This window comes from Bradyrhizobium sp. 142 (genome assembly GCF_023074015.1).
Classification (GTDB): Bacteria; Pseudomonadota; Alphaproteobacteria; order Rhizobiales; family Xanthobacteraceae; genus Bradyrhizobium.
Genome location: NZ_JADPKQ010000472.1, coordinates 20,235 through 46,633 on the forward strand (window position 1 = coordinate 20,235; position 26,399 = coordinate 46,633).

General features: G+C 63.1%; 24 protein-coding genes. 6 read left to right on the plus strand and 18 right to left on the minus strand.

Annotated features, from left to right (window positions below; translation table 11 throughout):
• Positions 1-185 precede the first annotated feature (185 nt).
• Positions 186-3,662 (minus strand): indolepyruvate ferredoxin oxidoreductase family protein, encoded by a 3,477-nt coding sequence (locus tag IVA82_RS42855; protein WP_247380628.1) that lies wholly within the window; start codon positions 3,660-3,662, stop codon positions 186-188.
• 99 nt (positions 3,663-3,761) lie between these two features.
• On the opposite strand from IVA82_RS42855, the gene IVA82_RS42860 reads away from it, so the two are divergent.
• From IVA82_RS42860 to IVA82_RS42870, 3 genes are all read left to right on the plus strand, one after another.
• Positions 3,762-3,971 (plus strand): hypothetical protein, encoded by a 210-nt coding sequence (locus IVA82_RS42860; protein ID WP_247380630.1) that lies wholly within the window; start codon positions 3,762-3,764, stop codon positions 3,969-3,971.
• A 334-nt stretch (positions 3,972-4,305) separates the two neighbouring features.
• Positions 4,306-5,007, plus strand: coding sequence for an isochorismatase family cysteine hydrolase (locus tag IVA82_RS42865; RefSeq protein WP_247380631.1), 702 nt, complete (start codon positions 4,306-4,308; stop codon positions 5,005-5,007).
• An 11-nt stretch (positions 5,008-5,018) separates the two neighbouring features.
• Positions 5,019-6,683, plus strand: a complete 1,665-nt coding sequence (locus tag IVA82_RS42870) for a regulator (protein WP_247380633.1) — start codon at positions 5,019-5,021, stop codon at positions 6,681-6,683.
• Between the two features lie 118 nt (positions 6,684-6,801).
• On the opposite strand, the gene IVA82_RS42875 is transcribed toward IVA82_RS42870, so the two are convergent.
• Complete coding sequence (locus IVA82_RS42875) at positions 6,802-7,353, minus strand: TetR/AcrR family transcriptional regulator (protein ID WP_247380635.1); 552 nt, start codon at positions 7,351-7,353, stop codon at positions 6,802-6,804.
• A 115-nt stretch (positions 7,354-7,468) separates the two neighbouring features.
• On the opposite strand from IVA82_RS42875, the gene IVA82_RS42880 reads away from it, so the two are divergent.
• The gene (locus IVA82_RS42880) at positions 7,469-8,326 is read left to right on the plus strand and encodes an oxidoreductase (RefSeq protein WP_247380637.1); all 858 of its coding nucleotides are present in this window, start codon (positions 7,469-7,471) and stop codon (positions 8,324-8,326) included.
• A gap of 127 nt (positions 8,327-8,453) precedes the next feature.
• Here the strand turns inward: IVA82_RS42880 and IVA82_RS42885 are convergent, their stop codons facing one another.
• The 10 genes from IVA82_RS42885 to IVA82_RS42930 form a co-directional block, all read right to left on the minus strand.
• On the minus strand, positions 8,454-9,278 hold the full coding sequence (locus IVA82_RS42885; RefSeq protein ID WP_247380681.1) for a carbohydrate ABC transporter permease: 825 nt from the start codon (positions 9,276-9,278) through the stop codon (positions 8,454-8,456).
• An 11-nt stretch (positions 9,279-9,289) separates the two neighbouring features.
• Entirely contained in the window at positions 9,290-10,228 is a 939-nt protein-coding gene (locus IVA82_RS42890) for a sugar ABC transporter permease (RefSeq protein ID WP_247380639.1), read from the minus strand.
• A complete protein-coding gene (locus tag IVA82_RS42895) occupies positions 10,225-11,550 on the minus strand; it encodes an extracellular solute-binding protein (RefSeq protein ID WP_247380641.1) in 1,326 nt (441 codons plus the stop codon). The genes IVA82_RS42890 and IVA82_RS42895 overlap by 4 nt, the downstream gene beginning before the upstream one ends.
• 76 nt (positions 11,551-11,626) lie before the next feature.
• The gene (gene soxA, locus IVA82_RS42900) at positions 11,627-12,406 is read right to left on the minus strand and encodes a sulfur oxidation c-type cytochrome SoxA (RefSeq protein ID WP_247380643.1); all 780 of its coding nucleotides are present in this window, start codon (positions 12,404-12,406) and stop codon (positions 11,627-11,629) included.
• Entirely contained in the window at positions 12,403-12,720 is a 318-nt protein-coding gene (soxZ, locus tag IVA82_RS42905; RefSeq protein ID WP_247380683.1) for a thiosulfate oxidation carrier complex protein SoxZ, read from the minus strand. The genes soxA and soxZ overlap by 4 nt, the downstream gene beginning before the upstream one ends.
• Positions 12,720-13,187, minus strand: a complete 468-nt coding sequence (locus IVA82_RS42910) for a SoxY-related AACIE arm protein (RefSeq protein WP_247380645.1) — start codon at positions 13,185-13,187, stop codon at positions 12,720-12,722. Before IVA82_RS42910 ends, soxZ begins: the two co-directional genes overlap by 1 nt.
• Positions 13,188-13,195: 8 nt before the next feature.
• Complete coding sequence (gene soxX, locus IVA82_RS42915; protein ID WP_247380647.1) at positions 13,196-13,630, minus strand: sulfur oxidation c-type cytochrome SoxX; 435 nt, start codon at positions 13,628-13,630, stop codon at positions 13,196-13,198.
• Positions 13,631-13,831: 201 nt separating this feature from the next.
• Positions 13,832-15,115, minus strand: a complete 1,284-nt coding sequence (locus IVA82_RS42920) for an NAD(P)/FAD-dependent oxidoreductase (protein WP_247380649.1) — start codon at positions 15,113-15,115, stop codon at positions 13,832-13,834.
• A 47-nt stretch (positions 15,116-15,162) separates the two neighbouring features.
• The gene (locus tag IVA82_RS42925; protein WP_247380658.1) at positions 15,163-17,346 is read right to left on the minus strand and encodes a molybdopterin cofactor-binding domain-containing protein; all 2,184 of its coding nucleotides are present in this window, start codon (positions 17,344-17,346) and stop codon (positions 15,163-15,165) included.
• An 11-nt stretch (positions 17,347-17,357) separates the two neighbouring features.
• On the minus strand, positions 17,358-17,807 hold the full coding sequence (locus IVA82_RS42930) for a (2Fe-2S)-binding protein (RefSeq protein ID WP_148744532.1): 450 nt from the start codon (positions 17,805-17,807) through the stop codon (positions 17,358-17,360).
• A 262-nt stretch (positions 17,808-18,069) separates the two neighbouring features.
• Here IVA82_RS42930 and IVA82_RS42935 point away from each other — a divergent pair, with 262 nt between their 5' ends.
• Complete coding sequence (locus IVA82_RS42935; RefSeq protein ID WP_247380660.1) at positions 18,070-19,689, plus strand: B12-binding domain-containing radical SAM protein; 1,620 nt, start codon at positions 18,070-18,072, stop codon at positions 19,687-19,689.
• A gap of 8 nt (positions 19,690-19,697) precedes the next feature.
• On the opposite strand, the gene IVA82_RS42940 is transcribed toward IVA82_RS42935, so the two are convergent.
• The 5 genes from IVA82_RS42940 to IVA82_RS42960 all read right to left on the minus strand — a co-directional run bounded on the left by IVA82_RS42940 (position 19,698) and on the right by IVA82_RS42960 (position 24,173).
• Positions 19,698-21,086 (minus strand): MFS transporter, encoded by a 1,389-nt coding sequence (locus tag IVA82_RS42940; RefSeq protein ID WP_247380662.1) that lies wholly within the window; start codon positions 21,084-21,086, stop codon positions 19,698-19,700.
• A gap of 735 nt (positions 21,087-21,821) precedes the next feature.
• Entirely contained in the window at positions 21,822-22,025 is a 204-nt protein-coding gene (locus IVA82_RS42945) for a hypothetical protein (RefSeq protein WP_247380664.1), read from the minus strand.
• Between the two features lie 34 nt (positions 22,026-22,059).
• The gene (locus IVA82_RS42950) at positions 22,060-22,746 is read right to left on the minus strand and encodes an alpha/beta hydrolase (RefSeq protein ID WP_247380666.1); all 687 of its coding nucleotides are present in this window, start codon (positions 22,744-22,746) and stop codon (positions 22,060-22,062) included.
• 85 nt (positions 22,747-22,831) lie between these two features.
• Complete coding sequence (locus IVA82_RS42955; RefSeq protein ID WP_247380668.1) at positions 22,832-23,236, minus strand: DoxX family protein; 405 nt, start codon at positions 23,234-23,236, stop codon at positions 22,832-22,834.
• Between the two features lie 73 nt (positions 23,237-23,309).
• The gene (locus tag IVA82_RS42960; protein ID WP_247380670.1) at positions 23,310-24,173 is read right to left on the minus strand and encodes a pirin family protein; all 864 of its coding nucleotides are present in this window, start codon (positions 24,171-24,173) and stop codon (positions 23,310-23,312) included.
• A gap of 95 nt (positions 24,174-24,268) precedes the next feature.
• On the opposite strand from IVA82_RS42960, the gene IVA82_RS42965 reads away from it, so the two are divergent.
• A complete protein-coding gene (locus IVA82_RS42965; protein ID WP_247380672.1) occupies positions 24,269-25,159 on the plus strand; it encodes a LysR family transcriptional regulator in 891 nt (296 codons plus the stop codon).
• 95 nt (positions 25,160-25,254) lie between these two features.
• On the opposite strand, the gene IVA82_RS42970 is transcribed toward IVA82_RS42965, so the two are convergent.
• Positions 25,255-25,635 (minus strand): hypothetical protein, encoded by a 381-nt coding sequence (locus IVA82_RS42970; protein WP_247380674.1) that lies wholly within the window; start codon positions 25,633-25,635, stop codon positions 25,255-25,257.
• Positions 25,636-26,399 lie beyond the last annotated feature (764 nt).

A 26,399-nucleotide genomic window follows, 5' to 3' on the forward strand; every position in this document is an offset into this window, starting at 1 on the left:
CGTACTGGATCGCCCGGTCAAGCCGGGCGATGACAGATGAGAGCGTGGCACGCTCGTCCCACAATCTCGTCATTGCGAGCGCAGCGAAGCAATCCAGAATTGTTCCGCAGAGGCAGTCTGGATTGCTTCGTCGCAAGGGCTCCTCGCACTGACGGGCGGAGAGAGTTCGCTCGCCTAACTAACCGCTACTCCGCGGCTGCCGCAAAGCGGCTGTTCTCGAGCTCCGCCTCCAACCGTGCCGTCTCGGCGGCGGCCTGCTTGATGTTGGCATCCTTGACGTGGCCGAAACCGCGGATCATTTCGGGTACGCGCGCAAGCCTTGCCAGCAGCGGGATTTGCTCCGCTTTCAACCCGACAATTCGCTGATCGATCATCGCCAGATAATCCTCGACCAGCTTCCGCTCGGTCCTGCGCTCCTCGGTGCGCCCGAACGGATCGAACGCGGTGCCGCGCAGGAACTTGAGCTTGGCGAGAACGCGGAAGGCGTGGATCATCCAGCCGCCGAACTCGTTCTTCTGGAGATGCCCGGTCACCTTGTCACGCTGCGCGAAGATCGGCGGCGCCAGATAGAACTTCAGCGAAAAATCGCCGTCGAATTTCTCCGAGACCTTGTTGGCAAAGCTGCCGTCGGTGTAAAGCCGCGCGACTTCGTACTCGTCTTTGTAGGACATCAGCTTGAAGAGGTTCTTCGCCACCGCTTCGGTCAGTTCGGTGGAACTCGGCGAAACGGCGCTCTCCGCCTTCCGCACCCTTGCCACGGCCGCGAGGTAGCGCTCCGCGTAGACCTTGTCCTGATAGCCCGTCAAAAACTCCGCCCGCGTGGCAATGATGTCGTCGAGCGACTTCGTCGGGGCGGAAGTCCGGCTCTTGAACTGGAGCACGCTGCGCACCCGCGACATGTCGTGGGCGGCCATGCGCCCCCAGGTGAAGGCGAGCTTGTTCATCTCGATTGCGGCGCCGTTGATCTCGATGGCGCGGAGCAGGGCCTCCAGCGACAGCGGGATCGCTCCCTTCTGGAAAGCGAAGCCGAGCATGAAAGGATTGGTCGCAATCGTGTCGCCCATCAGCGCCGCGGCAATGCCCGTGGCGTCGATGATGTCAAGGTTCTTGTCGCCGATGGCGTCGCGCAGCACCGTCTGCATCGTGCCCATCTCGAAATCGAGATCGGGGTTTTGCACGAAGCTCGCAGTCGGCTGCAGGTCGGCGTTGACGTAGGCCTTCGTCACGCCGCGCTCGGCGCGGCTGAGCGCGGAGGGACCAGCCGATACGATCATGTCGCAGCCGAGAATGACGTCGGCGCCGCCGGTGGTGATGCGGACCGCCGAAATATCCTCGGGCCTCCGTGCGATGCGCACATGGCTCATCACCGCACCGTTCTTCTGCGACAGACCGGTAAAATCCAGCGCCGAGCAGCCGCGACCGTCGACATGGGCGGCCATGCCGAGCAGCGCGCCGATGGTGATGACCCCGGTGCCGCCGATGCCGGTGACGAGAATATTGTAGGGGGCGTCGAGCTCGCGCGCGGGCGGCAGCGGCAGGTCGGCGAACAATTGCCTGGAATCGACCGCCGAGGTCTTGATCCGCTTCAGCGTGCCGCCATGCACGGTGACGAAGCTCGGGCAAAAGCCCTCGACGCAGGAAAAATCCTTGTTGCAGTTCGACTGGTCGATCTGGCGCTTGCGGCCGAACTCGGTTTCCAGCGGCTGCACCGAGACGCAGTTGGAGGCCTGCGAGCAGTCGCCGCAGCCTTCGCAGACGAGCTCGTTGATGAAGGCGCGTTTTGCGGGATCAGGATAGAGCCCGCGCTTGCGGCGGCGGCGTTTCTCGGCCGCGCAGGTCTGGTCGTAGATGATGACCGTGAGGCCCTTGATGTCGCGCAGCTCGCGCTGCACGGCGTCGAGCTCGCGGCGGTGATGGATGGTCGCCCCTTGCGGGAAGTAGTTGCCTTCCGGGTACTTGCCCGGATCGTCGGAGACGATCGCCAGCCGCTTGACGCCTTCGGCCCAGACCTGGTGCGCGATCTGCGCGACGTTGAAGCCGCCCTCGGCTGGCTGGCCGCCGGTCATCGCGACGGCATCGTTGTAGAGGATCTTGTAGGTGATGTTGATGCCGGCGGCAGAGGCCGCCCGAAGGGCGAGAAGTCCGGAATGCGTATACGTGCCGTCGCCGAGGTTCTGGAAAATGTGCTGCTCGGTGGTAAAGGGCGACTGCCCGATCCAGTTCACGCCCTCGGCGCCCATATGGGAGATCAAATCGGTGCGGCGCGTCGGCATGCTCAAGGCCATGCCGTGGCAGCCGATGCCGGCCATGGCGCGGCTGCCTTCGGGCACTTTCGTCGAGCTGTTATGCGGGCAGCCCGAGCAGAAGAACGGCGTGCGCGCCAGCTTGATCGGCGCGCTGGTGGTGACGGGATTGTCGAAGGCTTCGAGCCGTGCGAGGCGCTGCTCCAGCACCGGGCTGGGATGGCCGAGCTTGCGCAAGCGCGCCACCAGCGCGGACGCAACGATGGTCGGCGTCAGCTCGCCCTCGCTCGGCAGCAGCGGCGCGCCGCGCTCGTCATGCTTGCCTGTGACGGTCGGGCGCTTCGACGCATCGATGTTATAGAGGATGCGCATCAGCTGGTCTTCGATGAAGCCGCGCTTCTCCTCGATCACCAGGACGTCTTGAAGACCCTCGGCGAAACGCCGCGCGCCGCTTTCCTCCAGTGGCCAGGTCATCGCGACCTTGTAGATACGTAGGCCAAGCTCCTGCGCGTCCTTGTCGCTGATGCCGAGATCGGCGAGCGCCTGGCGCAGGTCGAGATAGGCCTTGCCGGTGGCGACAATGCCAAGCCGCGCGGGCTTTGAATCCAGCACGATCCGGTCGAGCTGGTTGGCACGCGCAAAAGCCTGCACCGCGGCCATCTTCGGGCCGAACAGGCGCCTCTCAGCATCAAGCGGCGGATCAGGCCAGCGGATGTTGAGGCCGCCGGGCGGCATCTCGAAATCGTCGGGGAGCTTGATCTGGATGCGCTCGGGATCGCTGTAGATCGAGGCCGAGCTCTCCACGGTCTCGCTGATGGCCTTGAAGCCGACCCAGCAGCCGGAGAAGCGCGATAGCGCAAAACCGTAGAGGCCGAGGTCGAGGTAATCCTGGAGCGTGGCCGGATTGATCACGGGGATCAGCGCCGCCGCAAACACCTGCTCGCTCTGATGCGCCAGCGTCGAGGACTGGCAGCCATGGTCGTCGCCGGCCAGCGCCAGTACGCCGCCGTTCAGCGAGGTGCCGGCAGCGTTGGCGTGCTTGAGCGCATCGACCGAGCGGTCGACGCCGGGGCCCTTGCCGTACCAGATGCCGAACACGCCATCGACCTTGGCGCCGGGAAACAGCCCGACCTGCTGGCTGCCCCAGACGGCGGTCGCCGCCAAATCCTCGTTCAGGCCGGGCACGAAGGCGATGTCGTGCTGCGCGAGGTGCGACTTCGCACGCCACAGCGCATGGTCGTACATCCCAAGCGGGGAGCCGCGATAGCCCGAGATGAAACCACCGGTGTTGAGCCCCTGAAGCCGGTCGCGTTCGCGCTGCAACATGGGCAATCGAACCAACGCCTGCGTGCCGGACAGGAAGATCCGCTTCGATTCGAGCCGATATTTATCGTCCAGCTCGACCTGCATCAGCGTCATTTCGAAAGTCCTTGCTTTTCTTGGGCCGGTGAGGGGGTGTGCGCTGCGGGAAGGAATTCCGGTTGCGAAGCAGCTGGTCGCAGTCAAGAGCATGGGCTGGTGAAGTCAATATCATCGGCCGCATCCGTGGCGCTCCTGCTGATCATGGCTTGTGGCAGCCGCCGCGCCGAAAGCGCCGGGGTGAAGACGCGCGCGTTCGACGAGGCACATGCGGTCGTCGCGACGATACGGCTCAACATGGGAACGCCGAAGGGTTCATGCGCGCCCCATGAGGAGGAGTATCGGCGGCTGTATGGGGCGGGGCGGTAGGCGTTGTACTCTCTGCTCGTCATTCCGGGGCGCGACGAAAGTCGCGAGCCCGGAATCCATCGGGCCGCGAGCTATGAGGTGAGATGGATTCCGGGCTCGACGCTCACGCGTCGCCCCGGAATGACGGCGAGTGAACGCGCCACTTCGCCGCTCATCCTTTGAGCAAATGCCCGCCGCAAAGCCGCCGCACAGGGAATAAGCAGCGATCGGTTGCGGGCGTAAGTTTCTGAGTACGCAGCGAATTTCTCCACAGCGCCTGCCCCATCGCAATTGTACACAATGGCATGGCGCTTGCAGAACTCCCGTCAGAGAGAGTTCTCGCGGGGCCTTCGTCATGTTGAACTCAGCCAAGTCGACACTCGGCGTCATCACCGCCGAGCCTGAGCCGATCAAGCTCGACTGGGCCAGCACCGCGCTCCTCATCATCGACATGCAGCGCGATTTCATGGAGCCGGGCGGCTTCGGCGAGACGCTCGGCAATGATGTCAGCCAGCTCGCGCGCGCGGTGAAGCCGATCGGTGCGCTGCTCAAGGCGGCGCGCGACACCGGCATGCTGGTGATCCATACCCGCGAAGGGCATCTGCCCGATCTTTCCGACGCGCCGCCGGCGAAAGTCGAGCGCGGCGCGCCATCCCTGCGCATCGGCGATCCCGGCCCGATGGGGCGCATCCTCATTCGCGGCGAGCCCGGTCACGACATTATTCCTGAACTCTATCCGCTCGACAGCGAGGTCGTGATCGACAAACCCGGCAAGGGTGCGTTCTACGCCACCGAGCTCACGGACGTGCTGGAGAAATACGGCACCGAAAATCTCCTGGTATGCGGCGTCACCACGGAAGTGTGCGTCAACACGACCGTGCGCGAAGCCAATGACCGCGGCTATCGCTGCGTCGTCATCTCGGACGGCTGCGCGTCCTACTTCCCCGAATTTCACGAGATGGGCCTGAAGATGATCAAGGCCCAGAGCGGCATCTTCGGCTGGGTCACAGACTCAGCCGCAGTACTGGAGGCGTTGAAGATTTCCACACCAGCTTAGGGGGCATCACCATGAGCACATTGACGGGGACGGTCGGAAAACCTGAGATCAATAAGTCCGAGTCCAGGCCGGTACTATGGACACCGGGCGACTGGAACGCGTTTTTCGGCTTCGGCACCAACATCCTCGTCAACATGCTCGTGCTCACGGGCCTGTTGCGCTTCGTGCTGAAGATGCCGGATAGTCTCGTGTTCGGCCGCATCCTGCCCGCGCTCGGGCTGATGATGTGCCTCTCCACCTTCTACTACGCGTACCTGGCCTATCGTCTGGCGCAGAAGACCGGACGCAACGACGTCTGCGCGCTGCCCTCGGGCGTCAGCGTGCCGCACATGTTCATCGTCACCTTCGTGATCATGCTGCCGATCACGATCAAGACCGGCGATCCGCTCAAGGGCTGGTCGGCCGGCCTGGTCTGGGTGTTTTTCCAGAGTTTTATTCTTATGATCGGCGGCTTCATCGCGCCGTTCATCCGAAAAATCACGCCGCGTGCAGCGCTGCTCGGCACGCTCGCCGGCGTTTCCGTCACCTTCATCTCGATGCGCCCTGCGCTCGAAATGTACATGACGCCGCAGATCGGTCTGGTCTGTTTCGCCATCATCCTGGTGAGCTGGTTCGGCGGCGTGAAATATTGGCGCGGCATTCCTGCCGGCCTCGTCGCCATCGCGGTCGGCATGATCATCGCCTGGGGCTCGAACCTCTTCGGCCTCGGTCTCGGCGGGCTGAGCGTCAAGGGCGTTGGCGATGCCTTTGCCAATTTCGGCTTCTCGGTGCCGATCCCGGCCGTAGGCTACGTCTTCTCCGGCTTCGAATTCCTCGGCGTCATCCTGGTCACCGCCATTCCGTTCGGCATCTACGACCTCGTCGAGGCCATGGACAATGTCGAGAGCGCGGAAGCGGCCGGCGACGTATATCCGACCACGCGCGTGCTTACCGCCGACGGCGTGGTCAGCCTGATCGGCTGCCTGATGGGCAATCCCTTCATCAACGCCGTCTATATCGGCCACCCCGGCTGGAAGGCGATGGGCGGCCGCATCGGCTATTCGGCTGCGACCGGCATCATGGTGGTCGTGCTGGCATGGTTCGGCATCATCTCGGTACTGCTGGCGCTGGTGCCGGTGGTCGCGATCTCGCCGATCCTGCTCTATATCGGCATGCTGATCGGCGCGCAGGCGTTCCAGACCACGCCGGTCAAGCACGCTCCTGCCATCGTGCTGGCGCTGACGCCGCATCTTGCGGCCTGGGCCAAGCTCCAGATCGACACCATGCTGGGCTCGACCATGATGGCGGCGACTTCTGTCGGCGGGCTTGCCGCCGACAAGGCGGACGCGGTCAAGACTGCTGCGATTGCCGCCCTGCCGCAGCAGGGCGTGTTCTACCACGGGCTCGAAATCATGGGCGGCGGCTCCATTCTCGGTGGCCTCATCCTCGGCGCGATCGGTGTCTTCATCATCGAGCGCGACTTCGAGAAGGCATCCGCATTCGCGCTGGTTGGTGCCGTGCTCACCTATTTCGGCTTCATGCATGGCGAGGCCGTGGGTATCGGCGGCGGCTTTGGCGTGACGCCGCCTGTCGCTTTCGCCTACGCCGTGACGGCTGCCGGATTTTACGTTCTCAGCCGGCGCGCCAGCGAGCACTACATGCCGCATGCGGAGATGACGGCGGCACCGGCGGAGTAGGTCAGGCCAGCATGCATCGTGGCCGGGCGGCGTCGCGTCACCCGGCCGCATTTACCCGCGCTCGACTGCTATTGGCCATCAAACAGTGGGAATTCAAACCTCGCGTCGGGGCGAGAGGTCAGTCCGCCAACGTGTTCCTGGTCGCGCGAAGAATGTCGCCCGACAGCTTGGGATCGTTCACGGCCCGGGCCAGCACGAGCGCGCCGACCAGGGAGGCGGCCATTGCCAGCGCCTTCTCTTCGCGCTGGCGTGGCTTCAGCGTCGAGGCCATTCGACCACCCAGCAGCCCGATCATGCTCCGCACTCCGGCTGTGAAACGTTCTCTCACGCCGCCGCTTTGGCGCGGCATCTCACAACATAGGGCTGCGAAAGGGCAACCGCTTCCCGGTTTGTCGCGATGCCCCGCCGAGAGGTATTGGGAAACGTAGTCGCCGAGCGCAAATCCGTCGGGCGCTTCTCGCCCTTTGGCTGCGATGGCGTGGGCCACTGCTTCTTCGACAAGCCGCTCCTTGGAGCCGAACTGGCTGTACATGCTGCCATGGGTCATACCGGCGGCGTCGGCCAGCGCGTCGACACCCATGCCGGAGATGCCGCGCTCTCGCATGAGGAGGGAGGCGGCATCGAGAATACGTTCGCGATTTTTGGCCGCCTGTTCCTTTGAAACGCGCATCTCACAAATCCTGCTCCCGGCGTCTTGACAATTATAATAACGATCGTCATTTAGATCAATGATTACGATCGTAATCAAAAAAATTCGGGGCCGGCATCGTCACAAGGAAAAGCTCGTGAATACGAACAACACACGAATTGCGCTTGTTACCGGCGCCTCGTCAGGCATCGGCGAAGCCACTGCGGAGCGGCTCGCGAAAGCCGGCTACAAGGTCTACGGCACTAGCCGACGAGGCGCGCAGGGCGGCAGGCGGCCGTTTGAGATGCTTGCGCTCGATGTGACCAGCGATGAATCCGTCGAAGCCGCGGTCAGCGAAGTGATGCGACGCGACGGCCGCATCGATCTGCTCGTGAACAACGCCGGCTTCGGTGTTGCCCCTGCGGGAGCGGAAGAGAGCTCGATGGATCAGGCCCGATCGATTTTTGAGACGAACTTTTTCGGACTGGTCCGGATGACACGCGCCGTCGTGCCTCACATGCGACGCCAAGGGAATGGTCGTATCATCAACATCGGCTCCGTACTTGGCTTTCTACCGATGCCTTATGGCGCGCTCTATGCCGCGACCAAGCACGCGGTGGAAGGCTATTCGGAATCGCTCGACCATGAACTGCGCACGAGGGGCATCCGAGTCTCGGTCATCGAGCCTGCGTACACCAAGACACCATTCGACGCGAACTTCATGGAGCCGGATGCCAAGCTCGATGAGTATCGCGAGGCTCGCGCGGGCGTCACCAAGCGGGTGAACGAGGTGATGACAACGGCCGAGTCCCCTGGCGTCGTGGCCGAGACCGTTCTGAAAGCGGCGAGCGCGGCGCACCCGAAAGTCCGGTATGCGGCCGGCAAGCTCGCGAACCGCCTGCGGTTGCTCCGCAGGTTCGCGCCTGCTGGTCTGGTGGACGCCGGGATCCGCAAGGACCTGCGGCTCGATGCGGTAGCCGCATCGCAGCCTCCCCGCACCGCCCGAGCCTTCTGACGGCATGCGGGCGGCCCAAGCGCCGCCTGCTTACAACGAAGGTCCGAAAAACCGGGCATGGGCAAACATGAGAGCACTCGTCTTCGAGCGTTATGGCCGCAGCGCCGTCTCGCAGGAAGAGGAGAGATCACCCACCCTTGACGGCACCCGCGGTGAGCCCGGCGACGATCTGTCGCTGGGCGAACACCGTCAGCAGCAGCACCGGGAAGGTGACGATCAGCGCAGCGGCCGCCAGCGGGCCCCAGCTGAGTTGGTCGAACGAGATCATGTTGTAGACGGCGACCGGTAGCGTGCGGGTCTCGCGGCCTGCCAGCACGATGCCGAAGACGAAATTGTTCCAGGAGAAGATCACCGCGAGGATGAAAGCAACCGCGATTCCCGGCCGGGCGATCGGCAGCGCCACGTGCCGAAAGACCTGCCAGCGCGTGGCGCCGTCGATCAGCGCCGCTTCTTCCAGCTCCATTGGTGTCGTCTCGAAATAGCCGATCATGATCCAGATCACGATCGGCACCGTCACCACCAGATGAATGATGACCTGCGGCACCAGCGTACCGAGTAGCCCGAGCCACTGGAACATGAGGAACAGCGGGATCAGATACGACAATCCCGGCGTGATGCGGGCTATCAGGATCACGATCGCGGATTTGTGCGCGGCCATGCGCGCGATGCCGTAGCCGGCGGGAACGCCGACGACGAGCGCCAGCAAGGTCGCGCTGCCGGTCACGATCAGGCTGTTGACGAAATAGGTCAGGAAGCGGTTGGAGGCGAGCACATCGGCGTAGTTCTTCCAGGCGAAGCGCTCTGGGATGAACACCGGCGGGTAGGCGGCATTGTCGACTTCAAATTTGAGCGAGAGCGAGGCCATCCACAGGAAGAACAGGATCGCCGGCGACACGATGACGAACACCGCGAGCCACAGGCCGATTCTGCCGAATATCTGACGCAGGTTGATTTGACCTGGATTCATGCGCCGCTCGCGATTTCGGTCCACAGCATGCGCTGGCGCATGTAAAGCATCACGGCCGCGAGCGCGACGATGAGGAGAAAGAACACCACCGCGATCGCTGAGCCGTAGCCGAGGTCGTAATAGGTGAAGGCGACGCTGTAGAGATAGATGTTGATCGTTTCCGACGCCGAGCCCGGTCCCCCTTGGGTGATCGCGAAGATGATGTCGAAGCTTTTCACCGCGTCGATCATGCGGATCATACCGGCGATGAACAGGAACGGCATGATCAGTGGCAGCGTGATGAAGCGGAAGACCTGCCAGAAACTGGCGCCGTCGATCTGGGCGCTCTCATAAGGCTCGGCCGGGATCGCGGCGAGGCCGCCGAGCACGATCAGCATGACCAGCGGCGTCCATTGCCAGGTCTCGACTAGCACCAGCGACGGGATCACCGTTGCGGGATGAAACACCCAGAGCTGCGGAGATATCCTGACCAGCGACAGCAGATAGTTCAGCACGCCGAGCTGCGGGTGGAACATCATGGTCCAGACCAGCGCGATCGCGACCGGCGTCGCCATCATCGGCATGATGAAGAGGGCGCGCAGAAAGCCGCGGCCTGCGAATTTCTGATGAAACACCACGGCTGCGAGCGTGCCGAGCACCAGCGGCAGCAGCACCGACAGCACGGTGTAGACCATCGTGTGGCCCACCGCTTCGAGAAAGCGGGGATCGCTCGTCAGCCGCAGATAGTTGGACAGCCCGACGAAGGTGGTCGGCGAACCGACCTTCCACTCGTTCAGGCTCATCCAGATCGTGAACACCCACGGGAAGATGATGATGGCGACCACGACGATGAGCGCCGGCACCACGAACGGCCAGTAGGACGGTGGCCGCAGCTCCTTCTCCGGCGCGGCATCTGACGGTGCCGCGGCCGGATTAGCCTGTATGATTGCACTCACGCCTTTTCGCTGCGCTCCAGGATCGGCCGGAATTGCTCGTGCGCCTTCTTCAACTCGGTTGCGGGATCGGCGCCGGCAAGGGTTGAGGTAATCGCGGCGCCAACGAGATCACGGAATTCGGCGACCGGAATGATCACGGGCAGGCCCAGCTTGCTGATCTTGGCGGAATCGATCACCGATTGCAGCCACTCCGCCGGCATCTTCACGCCCTTCTGGACTTCGGGATCGTTCAGGATCGAGCTGCGGAACGGTACGCCGCCGCCGGCCTGCAACAGCCGCGCACCCTGCTGCTTCGAGACGATCCACTGGCAGAGCAGATAGGCGGCCTCCTTGTTCTTGCTCGCGGCGGGAATGCCGACGCCGTCGCCGTAGGTTGCGGAGTATTGTCCCTTGGGTCCCGCCGGCACGACGGTGTAGCCGACCTTGCCGACGACGCGCGAGGCGGCCGGATCCTCCAGCGGCGGCGCCCAGCCGACGCCATCGATCCACATGGCCGATCTGCCTTGCGTGAATGAGGCCATCGACTCCATCCAGTTGAAGCCGGCAACTCCGGGCGGCGCGACCTTTGTCAGCAGCGTCTGGTAGAGTTTTGTCGCGGCGACGGCTTCCGGACCGTCGGTCAGGATGTTGCCCTTGGCGTCGAGGAATTCGCCGCCATAATCGAGGAAGAAATTGGTCCACAACGTCATGTTGGCGTTGCGCAGGCCGCGTCCGACGAAGCCGTAGGACCCTTCCTTGGGATCGGTGAGCTTTTCGGCGGCCGCTGCCATCTCGTCGAGGGTCTTCGGGACCGCGACGCCCTTCTTCTGGAACAGCTCCTTGTTGTAGTAGAGGATGAAATAGTCGACCGACCACGGCAGGGACAGCATCTGGCCTTTGTCGTTCTTGCAGTATTGCAGGCCCGCGGCCGAGAAATCGCTCTCCACCAGATCGGACGCGGTCAGCGTCGGATCCTTCATGAAGGGCGTCATGTCGGCGAGCCAGCCGCCTTTCTCGAATTGCCGCTTCTGCACGTGATAGCTGAGGTGCACGACGTCGAAGCTCGGCCGGCCCGAGGTGAGCTCGATCACGACCTTCTGGCGCTGCTGCTGCTCGGGGATCTGCTCGGACTCCACCTGAATGCCGGTGAGGTCGGTGAACTCCTTGATGTATTTTTGCAGGTTGTCGCCGCGCGGACCCTTGGCGAGGATCACCTCCAGCTTGGTGCCGGCGTATTTTTTCCAGTTGACCTCGGCGCGGGCCGGCATTCCCGTCAGGCTGAGCGCGCCAGCTGCGGCAGTGCCAGTCAAGAGCGTACGGCGCGAGATTTTGTGGTTATCCACTTTCGGTCCCTCCCTGTGACTCAATTTGGGGGGATACTAGCGACCGTGGCACGCCTGCCTAGCCCTAATCTGCTGATCAAGGACGTACGGCCGGCGTCTCCATCGGCAGGCCACGCGCGCGCGACATCAAATAGAGCTCGAGCGCGACCAGCTCAGGCGCACCGTAATCATAGGGCCGGGCGCGGACGCCGGTCATGCAGCTGCGCAGCCGGCGCTCCAGCGAACCCAGCGTCTGCCATTCCAGCCGATACAGCGGATAGCCGGTCGGCTGTCCCTGCGTAATCGGCGCGCCGGCAAGATGCTTGTCAAAGTTGTCGTCATGGCAATTGGTGCAGGCGAGGTTGAGCTGGCCCTCGCGCTGGCTGAAGAGGTCGCGGCCCTGCTCGACGAAAGGCTTGAGCTGTGGATCTTCACCCGCCGTGATCGGAACGTCGCGCGACTGGTGGGCGATGAAGGCGGACAGCGCCAAAAGGTCGTGGCTCTCGTAAGGCAGCGGCGTCGCCTGCTGGTGACCGGCGCGGCAGAGATTGATGCGCTGGTCGAGTGTAACGGGGCGTCCCTGCGTCCTGTCGAAAGCGGGATAGCGCGCAGCGACGCCCTTCATGCTGCTGCGCGCGTCGCCATGACAATCCGCGCAGGCCTTGTTGGTGCTGCCGGACTTTTTCATCCACAACGCCTGGCCGTCGAGCACGAACAGCATGCCCGGATTGGACGTGTCGTCATCCTGCATGGCCTGCGTCTCGGGCCCCATGAAGGAATAACCGGAACGGCGCGCCTCTAGCGGGATCTCGCCGGCGAGCAGGGCAGAGGACGCAACGGCGAATGCCGCCGCCGCTATGGCACGCCAAAACTTCATTCGACGGTGATCGATGCCGACGCGGTGGACGAATATCCGTTGTCGCCGATCCATTCGAACTCGAACTTGCCGCTCTCCTTCGCTACAGTGAAGAAGGACAGATAAGGATTGGCCGCGATCGCCGGAAACAGGTCGGCACGAAAAATCTCGTTGCCGTTGTAGCGGCAAGTAAAGCTCGTGATGATGTCGCGCGGCACGAGCTCGCCGGCGGCCGTGCGGCGAAACCCGGTTTCCATGATGTGCGAAGTGAGCGTGCGGATCTCGATGATTTCGCCGCGTTTGGCCTTCGTGGGAACGTTGATCAGCGCGGCCATCATTTCACCTCTTCGGTGCAGGCGGCCAGAGTCACGACGATTTCGGCGGCGACCTGCCAGAACGTGTCGTCGGAGAGGCGCGCGATCGCGACCACCTTCTGGCTATCGGCGAGCCGGATCCGGGTCGAGATTTGGGCGCGGCCGGAGGAGGGGCCGAGATAGAAGTTGCCGATATTCGGCTGCGGGTTCTTCTCGTTGAAGACGTGGATGCTCCTGACGTAGTCGTCCGCCGTCATGGGGCTCGCGACGCTGACCGTCATCGGCACCGTGTTGCCGTTCTCGACCAGCGGCGGGATGTCGAGCTTGACCTTGCCCGTCCGTATCGGAGCTTCGCCGACGACGTTGCGGATCGCCGCGTTGAGCATCGCGGGCGTCGCCTCGATCGGTCGCAACGTGACGATGCGGACCATCCCGGCGGCGGTGACGCCGCCGGCAAGGCTCAGAAATCGTCGTCGTGTGGTTGGCATGAACACTCCTAGTCCCGAAGCGTTGCAAGAAAGGCGACGATGTCCTCGATCTCAGCGGCCGACAAGATCGGCTTGCCGGCAAAATTGCGCCCAACGCGCACGAGCTCATCGTTGCGATAATAGGACGGCATGATGGTCTGCGGGTTGAAGCGCGAGGCATCCACCAGACGAAGTCGAAACTGACTCACCGACCAGCGATTCCCGGCACCCCGGAGGTCAGGCGCAAGGTCGCCCTGGAATCGCGTTTCCGGAAAGGGACCGGAATGGCAAAGGATGCAAGTCGTACTGCGCACCAGCACCAGCGCACGTCCGCGCGCGGCATCGCCCGGCGAGCCGGTGAGCGACTCCGGAATGCCGTCTTCGACGATTGTGTACGGGACGAGTTCCTGCGCCGCAGCAGTAGTGGCAGACGCGAAGCTCGCCGCGATCAATGCCGCAACCAAGCGCTTTCGATGTGATGACTGAGGTCGCCGCGGGCTCCTCTTACCTCTCCCGCTTGCGGGAGAGGTCGGCGCATAGCGCCGGGTGAGGGTTGTTTCCTCTTGGGGGCTCTTGATTCTGGAAGCACCCTCTCCCCAGCCCTCCCCCGCAAGCGGGGGAGGGAGCGCGCCGTGTGCGGGGCGACGGCTTGGTCTCATCATGCTCTAGCCAAAGGTGTCCGCCGTGAGGGTCCGAAACCACGTCTCTGCTTCGGCGGCTTCGCGGGCGCGCAGCTCGCGCGGCGCATCGACTGGGCTGGTCGCGCCACCCTCGACCTCGACGAAGATGTCTCCCTTCGGCTGGTAGTTGCCGGCGAGCGAAAAGCCGTAAGCAGGCGCAACGGTGTTGTAGCAGACGCCCGTCAGCCGCGGGGTTTCCGCCGAGCGGCCTGCAAGCAGATTGACGATTGCAGCGGCGCAGGCCTTGCCCTGCGTGCTCGCTGCTGACGCCGATTTGGGAATGCCGCCGCCGAGGCAGGCATCGCCGATGACGTGGATATTTGGAACCAGCTTCGACTCAAAGGTCACGGGATCGATCGGACACCAACCCGTGGCATCCGCCGCACCCGCGATCTCGGCAATGCGTCCTGCACGTTGCGGTGGAATGACGTTCGCGACGTCGGGGGTGTAATTGCCGAACTCAGTGATGATGGTGTTTGTGGATGGATCGACGGAGGTAACGCGGCCACCTTGCGACAGCGCCACGCGCTCGAGCATGCCGCCGTAGAGGTCCTTCCATGCCTTCTCAAACAGCCGCTGCTGGGGAAAACCGTCCTTGGCATCGAGCACCAGGACTTTCGAGCGCGGTTTCTTTGTCTTCAGGTAGTGCGCGATCAGGCTGGCGCGCTCGTAAGGCGCCGGCGGACAGCGCGTGGGATTGGCCGGGATTGCGATTGCGACCGTGCCACCGTCCGCCATCGCTTCGAGCTGCTTGCGCAGCAAAAGCGTCTGCGCGCCCGCCTTCCAGGCGTGCGGCATCTTTTCCGATGCGGCGTCGTCATAGCCGGGCAGAGCTTCGAAATGGAAGTCGATGCCGGGCGAGAGAACGAGCCGGTCGTAGGTGAGCGAGGGGCCGTCGGGTGTCGTAACGCTTCGTTGCTGCGGGTCGATCCTGGTCGCAGCCTGATCGATGATTGTGATGCCTTCGGCGGCGAGCTTGTCATAACCGAATTGCTGCGCCTCAAAGCCGCGCAGGCCGGCGATCACTTCGTTGCTGAACGGGCAGGCGGTGAACACCTTGTTCGGCTCGACCAGGGTGATCTGAAGCGCCGCGTTGGCCCGCTTCAACGCGCGGGCGCAGGCTGCTCCGCCGAAACCTCCGCCGATCACGACGATCCGGCCAGCGGATTGCGCGCGCGACATCGACGGCCGCACCAACGTTGTGGCCGCCGCGGTAATGCCGAGCATGGCATTCCGCCGTGTCACAGGGCGCGTCGTCATCAGGATCATCCGACCAAAGGCTGCGGCGGCTCTCTTCGGCCGCCGCAGCAGTCTTTTCAGGCGAAGGTGATGTTCTGGTCGCGCAGCGGCACCGAGCGGATGCGCTTGCCCGTCGCCGCGAAATAGGCGTTGAGCACCGCGGGTGCTGCGATGCCGATGGTCGGCTCGCCAACGCCGCCCCAGAAGCCGCCGCTCGGCACCATCACCGATTCCACTTTCGGCATCTCGTTGATACGCATCGAGTTGTAGGTGTCGAAGTTGGTTTGCTCAATGCGGCCGTCCTTGACGGTGCAGCCGCCGTAGAACAGTGCGGAGAGGCCATAGACAAAGGAGCCGGCGATCTGCCGCTCCACCTGTGCCGGGTTGACGATGTAGCCGGGATCGGTGGAGGCGACGATGCGGTGCACCTTGATCTTGCTGCCGTCGGTCACCGAGATTTCGGCAGCGCCGGCGACATAACTGCCATAGCCCATGACCTGCGCGATGCCGCGATAGACGCCCTGGGGCGCCGGGTTATCCCAGCCAATCTTTTCGGCCACGGCATTGAGCACCGCCAGATGCTTGGGGTGATTGCGCATCAGCTTGCGGCGGAATTCGAGCGGGTCCTGACCTACGGCATGAGCCAGCTCGTCCATGAAGCATTCCATGTAGATCGCGTTGTGATTGACGTTGACGCCGCGCCAGAAGCCGGGCGGAACGTGCGGGTTGCGCATCGCATGCTCGATCAAAAGGTTCGGCACCGAGTAGCCGAACGCGGCCTCGCCGGTTTGGGCGACGCCCTGGAATGCGGCCGGATCCATGCCGTTCTGCAGCGCTTCCGGGCGGAGCGAAAACAGGATCGACTGCCCGGACAGGCGGTAGTGCAGGGCGATCAGATTGTTGTTGGCATCGAACGCGCCGGTCATCTTGCACTGGGTGATCGGGTGATACCTGCCGTGCGCCATATCCTCTTCGCGCGACCATAACAGCTTGATCGGCGTACCCGGCATCTGCTTGGCGATCGCGACCGCCTGGCGGACATAGTCGGTCTGACCACGCCGGCCGAAGCCGCCGCCGGGCATCACCTTGTGCACGTCGCACTTCTCCGCCGGCAGGCCGGAGGCCTCCAGCACCGCTGCGAAGGCCGCCTCGCTATTCTGCGTACCGCACCAGACCTCGCATTTGTCCGCCGTGTAGAGCGCGGTGGCGTTCATCGGCTCCATCGTGGCATGGTTCTGGTAGGGATAGTTGTAGACGGCCTCGACCTTCTTGGCGGCGCCAGCAATCGCTGCCTTCGCGTCGCCGTTCTTGTTGCCGACATAGGCCGGCTGAGCGTCGAGACCCTCGGCCAGCCACTTTGCAATCGACTCGCTCGAGACCTTGGCGTTGTCGCCCTCATCCCAGACGATCGGCAGCGCATCCAGCGCGGTCTTGGCGTGCCACCAGGTATCGGCAACGACCGCGACCGCGGTATCGCCGACTTTGACGACCTTCTTGACGCCCTTCATGCCGGCGATCTTGGCTTCGTCGAAGCTCTTCAGGTTGCCGCCGAACACCGGGCAATCCTTGATGGCGGCATTCAGCATGCCCGGCAGCTTGACGTCGATCCCGTAGATCATGGCTCCGGTTGTCTTGTCGGCAGTGTCGAGGCGCAGCAAGCCCTTGCCGACCAGCTTCCAGTCCTTCGGGTCCTTCAGCTTGGCGTCGGCCGGTGGCGTCAGCTTTGCCGCGGCTTCGGCGACCTTGCCGTAGGTCGTGCTCTTCCCCGACGGGGCATGGGTGATGACGCTGTTGGCCGCGGTGCATTCGGATGCCGGCACTTTCCATTCATTGGCCGCCGCCTGGATCAGCATCATGCGCGCGGTGGCGCCGCCCTTGCGGACATAGTCCTGCGAAGAGCGGATACCGCGGCTGCCACCGGTCGAGAAATCGCCCCAAACGCGCTTGCGGGCGACACTCTGGCCGGGTGTCGGATATTCGGTCGTGACCTTGGTCCAGTCGCATTCGAGTTCCTCGGCGACGAGTTGGGCGAGGCCGGTGAGCGAGCCCTGGCCCATCTCGGAGCGGGCGACGCGGATCACGATGGTGTCATCAGGCCTGACCACGACCCAGGCGCCGATCTCGGGCGAGCCGTCGGCCGCGCGGACCACGGCCGGGCCGCCGAAGGGGATATCGAGGCCGATTGCGAGGCCGGCACCGACTGCGGCGGTGCCGATGACGAAGGCGCGGCGGTTCATCTTGGGCGAAACGTGCTTGTTCATGTGACGGCTCCTTACGCGCTCGCGATCGTGTGGATCGCCTCGCGCACCTGCTGGAAGGTGCCGCAGCGGCAGATATTGGTGATGGCCTCGTCGATATCAGCATCGGTCGGCTTCGGCTTCTCGTTCAGGAGCGCCGCCACGGCCATGATCATGCCGCTCTGGCAATAGCCGCATTGCGGAACGTCCTGGGCGATCCAGGCTTCCTGCACCTTGTGCAGCGAGTTGCCGGACGCCAGTCCCTCGATCGTGGTGATCTTCTTGCCCTCGGCCTCGCTGACCGTGACACCGCAGGAGCGCATCGCCACGCCGTCGATGTGAACGGTGCAGGCACCGCATTGTGCGATGCCGCAGCCATATTTGGTGCCGGTCAGGCCGGCGTTCTCGCGGATCGCCCACAGCAGCGGGGTGTCCGGCTCGACCTCGAGCGTAACGGTTTTTCCGTTGATTGTTAGATTTGCCATCGCAAGTCCCCTGATTGGCCCAATCCACCGATTGGGCTCAGGGCGCAATTTGTCCGGCAAACTGGAACTGTTCAAATCAACAGTCCGCGGGGTGACCGGCGGAGAGATTCCCCGTCCCTGGACGCCCAGGGCAGGGCTTGGGGCGACATCTCCCGGCTTTGGCGCTCACAGACCCTCTGAACAGCGGCCACAGTTTGTCCCTTTTGCTGGGGTGCAAGACCAAGCCGCTCTGCTAGACTGGGGCGAAGCCAGAAGGAGTTCCATGAACGTGCCGAGCCCTTGCAACGTCTTGATGCTCTATCCGCTGTTCTCGGCAGAGTCCTTCTGGAGTTTTGGCGAATCCTGCAAACTGATGGGTGTGAAGCGCCCCGCTGCGCCTCTCGGCCTGATCACCGTTGCCGCGATGCTGCCCGAGAGCTGGACGGTGCGCCTGGTCGACTGCAATACGGCGCCGCTCGGGGACGAGGACCTCGCCTGGGCCGACGTGGTCTTCACGGGCGGCATGATGCCGCAGCAGGCCGACACGCTGCGCCTGATCGAGCTGTGCCGCGCGGCGGGCAAGCCGGTGGTGGTCGGCGGTCCGGATGCCACGTCCAGCCCGCACATCTACGAACGCGCCGACTTCCGGGTGCTCGGCGAGGCCGAAAGCGTCATCGCCGAATTCATCGCGGCCTGGGAGGGCGGTGCACGCTCCGGCGTCTTCACCGCGCCGAAATTCCAGGCCGATGTCACCAAGACGCCGGTGCCGCGTTTCGACCTGCTCAAATTCGAGGACTACCTCTATCTCGGTGTGCAGTATTCGCGCGGCTGCCCGTTCACCTGCGAGTTCTGCGACATCATCGAGCTCTACGGGCGAGTCCCGAGAACCAAGACCAACACGCAGATGCTGGTCGAGCTCGACAGGCTCTATGCAATGGGCTACCGCGGCCATCTCGACTTCGTCGATGACAATTTCATCGGCAACAAGAAGTCGCTCAGGCTGTTCCTGCCGCAGCTTGCCGAATGGCAGCGCGCTCACGGCTATCCCTTCGAATTGTCGACAGAAGCCTCGGTCAATCTGGCCGACGATCCCGAGCTATTGGATCTGATGGGTGCGGCCAATTTCTTCGCCGTCTTCGTCGGCATCGAAAGTCCGGATCCGGCGACGCTGGTCGCGATGCGGAAGAAGCAGAACACGCGGCGCAACATCGCCGAGAGCATCCACAAGATCTACGCCGCCGGCATGCTCGTCACCGCCGGCTTCATCGTCGGTTTCGACAACGAGAAGGCCTCGATGGCTGAGGCCATGATCGAATTCATCGAGGAAGCCGCGATTCCCGTGAGCATGGTCGGCCTGCTCTATGCGCTGCCGAACACGCAGCTCACGCGGCGCCTGGAGCGTGAAGGCCGGCTGCATCCGGGGCACGATCTCGCCCCGACCCTCGGCGCCGACCAGTGCACGAGCGGCATCAACTTCGATCCGATCCGCCCGTTGCGCGACATCCTAATGGATTACAAGCGGGTGCTGGAGCACATCTACAGCCCCGCCGCCTATGCGAGCCGCGTCGACCGCCTGATGACGCTGCTCGACCGCTCGAGGCAGCGCCACGAATTGGCCGAGGGCGACATCCGCGCCAGGGTCGGGGCAATGGAGACCGTGCACCGCGTCGTCACCGCTCTTCCCGAGGCGCGCGGCCCGCTCTGGCAGACGTTCATGAATTGCGCCAAGCGCGACACGACATCGGCGCGAATCGCCGTGCAGATGATCGCGGCCTATGCGCATCTCGGACCGTTCTCGCGCAAGGTCATCGATGCGATCGACGGGCGTCTTGCCGAGTTGGACGATCAGACGGTGATCCCGGCGGCGGCTGCTGCCGCGACACCGGCCCGCCACCTGGCTTGACCTGAGGTCTACTTCGCCGCCAGCCGCAGAAAACTCATCACGCTGCCGAGCGCGGCAAAGCCCGCGCCGAGCGCCAGCGCCACCGTTGCGCCGCTGTGGCCCGCAAGAGCGAAGCAGGCCGCCGCGAGTGCTGCGCCGGTGGTCTGTCCCGTCAGGCGTGCGGTCGCGACGATGCCCGAGGCACTGCCGCTGCGGTGCGGCGGTGCGCTTGACATCACCGCTTTCATGTTGGGCGCCTGGAAGAAGCCGAAGCCCATACCGCAGATCGCCATCCGCCAGATGATGTCGGCTATGGCGGGGTTGGCCGGCAGTATCGCGAGCAGCGCCATGCCGAGGCCGAGCAGCACGAGGCCGATGCCGCCCAGAAGGCCGACCGCGTAACGGTCGGACAGGCGGCCTGCAATCGGCGCCATGAAGCCGACCACCAGCGGCCACGGCGTCATGAAGAAGCCGGTCTCGACCTGCGAGCGCCCGAGCACGTCCTCGAAATAGAACGGCAGCGAGACGAAGGCGAGGCCTTGCACGGCGAACGAGCACACCGCCGTTGCCGCCGACAGCGCGAACATTGGCCGGCTGAACAGGTCGATCGGCAGCATCGGCGCGGGATGGTCGGCATGACGGCGCATCAGGACGAAGCCGAGCACGAGGGCGGTGATCAGTTCGACGGCGACGACAATCGGCGACAGATTATGCGCCGCACTGCCGATGCCGGTGATGATCAGGCCGAGGCAGGCGGCGGCGAGGAGCGCGCCGAGACAGTCAAAGCCGTGATCCGCTCGCGGCGTCTTCGGCAGCATGATAAATCCGATGCCGATCGCGACCAGGCCGAACGGGATGTTGACCGCGAACAGCCACGGCCACGGTCCGAACGCGAGGATGGCCGACGCAATCGACGGCCCGAAGGTGAAGGCGGTCGCGACCACGAGCGCGTTGTGGCCGAAGCCGCGCCCTTGCATCCGGCCGGGATAGACGAAGCGCACCAGCGCGGTGTTGACGCTCATGATGCCGCTCGCGCCGAGGCCCTGCAGCGTCCGCGCGACGAGCAGGCTGTCCAGCGACCACGCCACCGAACAGAGCAGCGAGGCGATCGTGAACAGGATGAGCCCGCCGAGATAGATGCGCTGGTGCCCGACGATCTCGCCGAGCGCGCCAAGCGGCAGCAGCGTCGCGACCAATGCGATCTGGTAGACGTTGACGACCCAGACCGACTGCTCCGGGCTGACATGCAGGTCGGCGGCAATCGCGGGCAGGGCGATGTTGGCAATCGCGGTGTCGAGCGAAGCCATCGCCAGCGCGGTGAAGATCGCCGCGATCGCCCAACGGCGGCGCATCGCGGGCAGGCCGTCGGCGACGGGATGATCGGGCTGGCGCGCAGCGGCAGGTAACGTGATTGTCATTGCCTGCGCTTTTGCTCCGGCGGCGTGTGTACAGGGACTTGCGGCATGTACTACGGCCGCGCGGCTTGCCACAGGCGCAAGCTTGCATGCTGTGTATGCGCGAGGGTCGGGTGGGAGCAGGAGGCGAATCGCTACGGCATTGCCTCGGATCCGGTCACGACGACCAGAACAAAAAGTCGCAAAACAACCCCATGCACAGTAGAGCGCCCCTTGATCGATAAGCAGTTTTCGAGCTGCGCCGCGACGGCATTCCCTGCCGCGATCACGTTGACGCGTCGGGCGAAACACCGGCATGATGCTATCGTGGCAAAGGTCGGGCAGAGACCAGGACGTGCTCCTCATGAAGGCGGGATGTCCGCTTCTCGAGGTGAAGCGGAATTGCGCGGGGAGCTCCGGTATTTCGCCGTTTGACCCAATGTAGTGTATGGTCCGGCCGTGCGTTGCAAGTGGTTTCGCCGAGCCGGCGGTGAGCGGTCGGATTAGTGGTGAGTTGACTCTTGCTTTCCGACTTGGGCGGCTTGAGCATGCCTCCTTCAAGCGTTCGCCACTGGCGACAACGACCGCGAAGTTGAGTTTGCCGTCCTGTTCATCAGCCCCCCACTCGCATGGGCCAGGTCCGTTCTGTACTCGTGAACCCACGTCGTAAAGAGCCAACAACGGACATGCGGCGATGGTACGATGACGACTGAAGCGAATTGTGGCCAGGCAAGCAGCCGTCCTAACATAGCGTGCCCGTCATGACGCCCAGACGTTGGCCAACTTCATTCCAAGCCACTTCGTCAATGCCGCATTCACTGCGACGGGGCGTTCCTGCGCCATCCAGTGCCCCGATCGGACCACTACCTCAGTCAGGTCCGCACAGTATTCACGCATCGGCTCGGCGAGGCGGGAGCCCGTCGTGTCGCAGGTCACGTCGTTGGCCGCATGAAGGAAAAGCATGGGCATGTCGAGCCGACCGCAAGGTCCGCTTCAGTTAGCACATCGCAATCCATAGGCACGTCTGGGGCTCTACCGCGCCACCAAACAACCCACCATGCTTACGTATCAGCGCGGTGCGGGCCGGCTTGCCTCGAGCCGCGGGATCACCCTTGCGGAACAGCGCTTTCACCGTGTCTCGTGGGTTGGCTTCGAGCGCGGCACAGGCCGTCGAGAAATTCTCTTGATAGAATAGCTTGTATTCCCACTGACCTGCCGGAAACTCGTTCTCCGGATAGAGCGTCCGATCGACAAGCGGAAGCAAATTTTCCGGCGCGAAGCCCTTGGGCAGATAAGGTACGCATAGGTTGGCAACGCCGTGGTACCGGTCTGGATGGTGACTGGCAATGTCCCAAACCACCGGGCTACCCCAGTCATGCCCCACCCACACAGCCTTCTCGCGTCCAAGCGAATCCAAGAGTTCGATCATGTCGCGCACACTATTTTCAACCGCGTAATCCGCATGCTGCCCATAGATGCTGGACCTGCCGTATCCACGCATATCTGGCGCCACGCAACGGAATCCTAGCTCGGCGAATATTGGCAATTGGTGACGCCGACTAATCGACAGTTCGGGCCATCCATGCAAGAAATTGATTATCGGCGCGTCGACAGCGCCGCACGCAAGATAAGCAGTCGTATGACGCCTCGTCTTCAGGACATGTTCGGTAATCGGAAATGGCATTTGAAGCTCCCGTTTGCGGCGACCGCGAAACCCGTGCCAAACCGCGGCGAGATGAGTCTCGCCGCTCTTTCTTCAATCAGACCGCTTACGCGGGGACGGAAGCGGAACGGCGCCGGTTGTCGAGACTAAATGCGCCGGCGCCGAACGCGATCACCTGCAGAAGGCCTCCGGTGATCGCGAGGTTTTTCATGAAGTGGATCATCTGGTTCTGGTCGGCCATGTTGTTGTGGAACAGCACGGCCGCGGCCAGCGTGAAGATTGCCAGGGCTGCAGCGACGAGGCGAGTCTGAAAGCCAACTAGCAAAGTGAGCCCGCCGATCACCTCGACGATCGCGGCGACGGCGAAAGCAGCCGGAGCAAATGGCGCCCCAGCGGACTGGATGTAAGCGATGGTGTTGGCGGGAGCAGCGATTTTCGACAGACCCGACAAGATAAAGATGAGCGCGATCAGCAGGCGCCCCAGTGCGGGCAGATAAGTAGGCGTAGACATGGAAGGACTCCTGGTTTGAGCTGGTGGGATTGACGGCTTGTTCCGACGGTAATGATGGACGCGATGGGGCATGTCAGATCTGTCCCATCCGTCCCGCGTGATAGTCACGGGCCGCCCGTTCGAGTTCGGCGATGGTATTCATGACGAAAGGACCGTGGCGGACGATGGGAGCATCGAGTGGGTCGCCGCCAACCAGCAGCAGCTCACTGTTCTCCTGCACTGCGACTTGCAGCGTGTCCCCGGACGTAAGGCGGGCAAGCTGCCCCGGCTCGACGGTCTCGTCGGCAATCGCGACTTTGCCCGTCATGACATAGAGCGCAAGTTCACGCGCGCTCGACGCATCAATGCGCAGTGTGCCGCCGGACATCAGGCTGGCGTGAACCACAAAGGGACCGCCGGAAGTCCACACGGGACCGGTGACGTTGCCGACCTGACCTGCAATGAGGCGCACGGTTCCGTTGTCATGCGGCAACAGCGGAATCGCGTCAACTTTCACGTGCCTGTAGGCAGGATCTGCGTGTTTTCCGCCTTTCGGTATGTTGATCCACAACTGCACCCCGTGTACCCGGCCGCCCGTGCGCACCAGGGCCTCGTCCGGCGATTCGTCATGGATCACACCGCGGCCTGCGCGCATCCATTGCACCTCGCCTGGCCCCATCGCGCTGACATTGCCGAGGCTGTCCTTGTGCACCGACCGCCCTTCGAGGAGCAGGGTCAGAGTCTCGATACCGGCGTGAGGATGAGCCGAGGCGCCCTTGGCTTCGCCCGGCCGCACCTCGATCGGCCCGAAATGATCAAGGAAGATGAACGGCCCAATGGCCTCAAAGGCGGACGATGGGATGGCGCGACGAACCTCGAATCCATCTCCTTCAAGGGTATGGAAGGCGGCGTGGAGGGTCGCGACGTTGCGCTCGCGCGGGAGTGTGAGGGGATTCATGGGCGATCTCGTTTGAACCAATGGGCGAGCGATAGTCCCCTTCCGCATTTCAGAAAATGCAGATAATATCGAACAGATTATTCAGGATTTTAGAAATGAAGGTCGGTACGCCCACAATCGATCAGCTCCAGATTCTGGCGACGGTGGTGGAGTGCGGCAGCTTCGCCGCGGCCGGACGACGCCTGAACCGTGCCACCTCGGCGATCGCTTACGGGATAGACAATCTCGAGGATCAGCTCGGGGTTGCCGTGTTCGATCGCTCGGGGACAAAGAAGCCTGAACTGACCGAAGCCGGACGTGCGCTGCTCGCTCACGCACGCTCAGTTCTGCAAGGCATGGAGAAGATGCGCGCCAAGGCCGCGAGCCTCCGCGAAGGCGAGGAAGCGGAGGTTTCTCTGGTCGCTGACGTGATGCTCCCAACCTCCCGCCTGGTCGACGCTCTGCAGGCCTTCCAAATTGCGTATCCGACAGTTCAGCTACGGGTGCATGCGGAAGCGCTTGGTGCGGTGACCCAGCTCCTGGCAGACGGCACCGCACGGCTTGGAATCAACTGCGCCATGCATCCACTTCCGGATGACATGGACAGGCAGCAGATTGGAAACGTCAGGCTAATCCCGGTCGCATCGCCGTCTCATCCACTGGCACGCTCGCGGCGACATTCGCCTGGTGAGCTGCGCGAGCACATCCAGCTGGTTCTGACCGACCGTTCGCCACTGACACAAGGCCAGGATTTCGGTGTCGTGAGCAGCAAGACATGGCGGCTGGCAGATCTCGGCGTGAAGCACGCCTTGCTATTGGCCGCGATCGGTTGGGGCTTGATGCCGGAATTCATGGTCCGCGGCGACCTCGAGGCAGGACGGCTCATCGGGCTGGATATCCATGGCGTAAAGGATGCGCTGTATCCGCTGCAGGCGATTTGGCGAGTCCAAACGCCGCCAGGTCCTGCAACGCAATGGCTGATCGATCGATTTGCAGCGCAGGTGTGAAGTCTGCGCTGTTGCATGCGCGAGAACGGAGTAGTTTCGTGGACAGGCTGAGCGGCTCGATGCTCGCGAGAGCGCGGTGAAGCGGACGTACAGCTCTACCTCATGTTCGAACGCGATGGAGAGGTTAGATCAACAAACCGGTCCCGCCGGCGAAACGAAATGTATCCCACCAGGCCTGCGGAAGTGCGAATTTTGTAAAACTTCGCAAGATAGATGCCATCAGTTTTGTTACCGAGAACGAGTCCCGTGACTTTGAACGAGGCAAGCGACACAAGTTCACATTCGGAAAAGCGGCCATAAACAGAGGGGCAAAGCTCCAGCCCCTCATTGTCGGGGTTTGCACCGCGAAAGAGCCTGCCAACGTCACTCCGCATTGTTGCAAGCTGACGCTTTTCTATGTCGCCTGGCGACAGCGGCTGCGCGGTAGCAGCTACAATCGGCACAAGGGTGCTGATCGTCAAAATGATTAGTCTCATTCCCTTCGCCTCTCCAACTCGACAGGACACGGCGGCTAGCCGACATTTGAGTCGCCGCAATTCAATGACCGCTTATGCAGACGGTTTGACTATTCGTAGCGTCATTCAACTTCTAGTAGCTTTGTTTTAAATACAAGGTGGCAGAATTTGCTGAAGTCATGGCAAAAACGGCGCGTATGGTGGGATGGCTGACCATTTTAAGATCGATCGGCAGTTATGTTGCCGGTTGGGGGCCAGCCTATTCATGGCATGGCTGGGGCTTTCCCAGCTGTGCCGCTGGTACACGACAGGCGGGCTGCTCGCCTCTTTTCGCGGGACGGATAACGTCACGAAATGGCAGGTCATCACTTACGAAAGCCACCCGATTAACTTCGTTTCGGTCCTCACCCTTTACACAATGGTTGCTGCAGTGGGGCTGGCGTGTTGCACAGGGCAGTATTTGATGATCCGGAGGTGGTGGCGAAGACCGAAATCGAGCAATGAGTAAGGTCACCTGGGCCTATTTGATGATATCCGATGTCCGCTCCTGTGAAGGGTTTCGGATGCCGGCCCCATGACGGTGGGGCGGTGCGCACGGGGCCGGCGTCCGCAAGCCTCCAAGGGAGATGCTATGGGGCGGCGGCGAGGATATTGCATCCATCGTTGCTGATGTGAACCGATGGAGCGCCCCATGCAGAAATTGAACGATCTGAGCCGATCCCCGAGCCCCCTCGACCCGGACGGCACGCTGATCGCCGTTATCGAACTGAGCCTGTCGAGCTGGC

Bases quoted from the DNA above. Each gene is read 5' to 3' on its own strand.
- IVA82_RS42855 (WP_247380628.1), bottom strand. From the start codon at position 3,662: ATGACGCTGATGCAGGTCGAGCTGGACGATAAATATCGGCTCGAATCG.
- IVA82_RS42865 (WP_247380631.1), top strand. From the start codon at position 4,306: ATGTTGAACTCAGCCAAGTCGACACTCGGCGTCATCACCGCCGAGCCT.
- IVA82_RS42870 (WP_247380633.1), top strand. From the start codon at position 5,019: ATGAGCACATTGACGGGGACGGTCGGAAAACCTGAGATCAATAAGTCC.
- IVA82_RS42875 (WP_247380635.1), bottom strand. From the start codon at position 7,353: ATGCGCGTTTCAAAGGAACAGGCGGCCAAAAATCGCGAACGTATTCTC.
- soxA (WP_247380643.1), bottom strand. From the start codon at position 12,406: ATGAAGTTTTGGCGTGCCATAGCGGCGGCGGCATTCGCCGTTGCGTCC.
- soxZ (WP_247380683.1), bottom strand. From the start codon at position 12,720: ATGGCCGCGCTGATCAACGTTCCCACGAAGGCCAAACGCGGCGAAATC.
- IVA82_RS42910 (WP_247380645.1), bottom strand. From the start codon at position 13,187: ATGCCAACCACACGACGACGATTTCTGAGCCTTGCCGGCGGCGTCACC.
- IVA82_RS42920 (WP_247380649.1), bottom strand. From the start codon at position 15,115: ATGATCCTGATGACGACGCGCCCTGTGACACGGCGGAATGCCATGCTC.
- IVA82_RS42925 (WP_247380658.1), bottom strand. From the start codon at position 17,346: ATGAACAAGCACGTTTCGCCCAAGATGAACCGCCGCGCCTTCGTCATC.
- IVA82_RS42930 (WP_148744532.1), bottom strand. From the start codon at position 17,807: ATGGCAAATCTAACAATCAACGGAAAAACCGTTACGCTCGAGGTCGAG.
- IVA82_RS42935 (WP_247380660.1), top strand. From the start codon at position 18,070: ATGAACGTGCCGAGCCCTTGCAACGTCTTGATGCTCTATCCGCTGTTC.
- IVA82_RS42940 (WP_247380662.1), bottom strand. From the start codon at position 21,086: ATGACAATCACGTTACCTGCCGCTGCGCGCCAGCCCGATCATCCCGTC.
- IVA82_RS42945 (WP_247380664.1), bottom strand. From the start codon at position 22,025: ATGCTTTTCCTTCATGCGGCCAACGACGTGACCTGCGACACGACGGGC.
- IVA82_RS42950 (WP_247380666.1), bottom strand. From the start codon at position 22,746: ATGCCATTTCCGATTACCGAACATGTCCTGAAGACGAGGCGTCATACG.
- IVA82_RS42955 (WP_247380668.1), bottom strand. From the start codon at position 23,236: ATGTCTACGCCTACTTATCTGCCCGCACTGGGGCGCCTGCTGATCGCG.
- IVA82_RS42960 (WP_247380670.1), bottom strand. From the start codon at position 24,173: ATGAATCCCCTCACACTCCCGCGCGAGCGCAACGTCGCGACCCTCCAC.
- IVA82_RS42965 (WP_247380672.1), top strand. From the start codon at position 24,269: ATGAAGGTCGGTACGCCCACAATCGATCAGCTCCAGATTCTGGCGACG.
- IVA82_RS42970 (WP_247380674.1), bottom strand. From the start codon at position 25,635: ATGAGACTAATCATTTTGACGATCAGCACCCTTGTGCCGATTGTAGCT.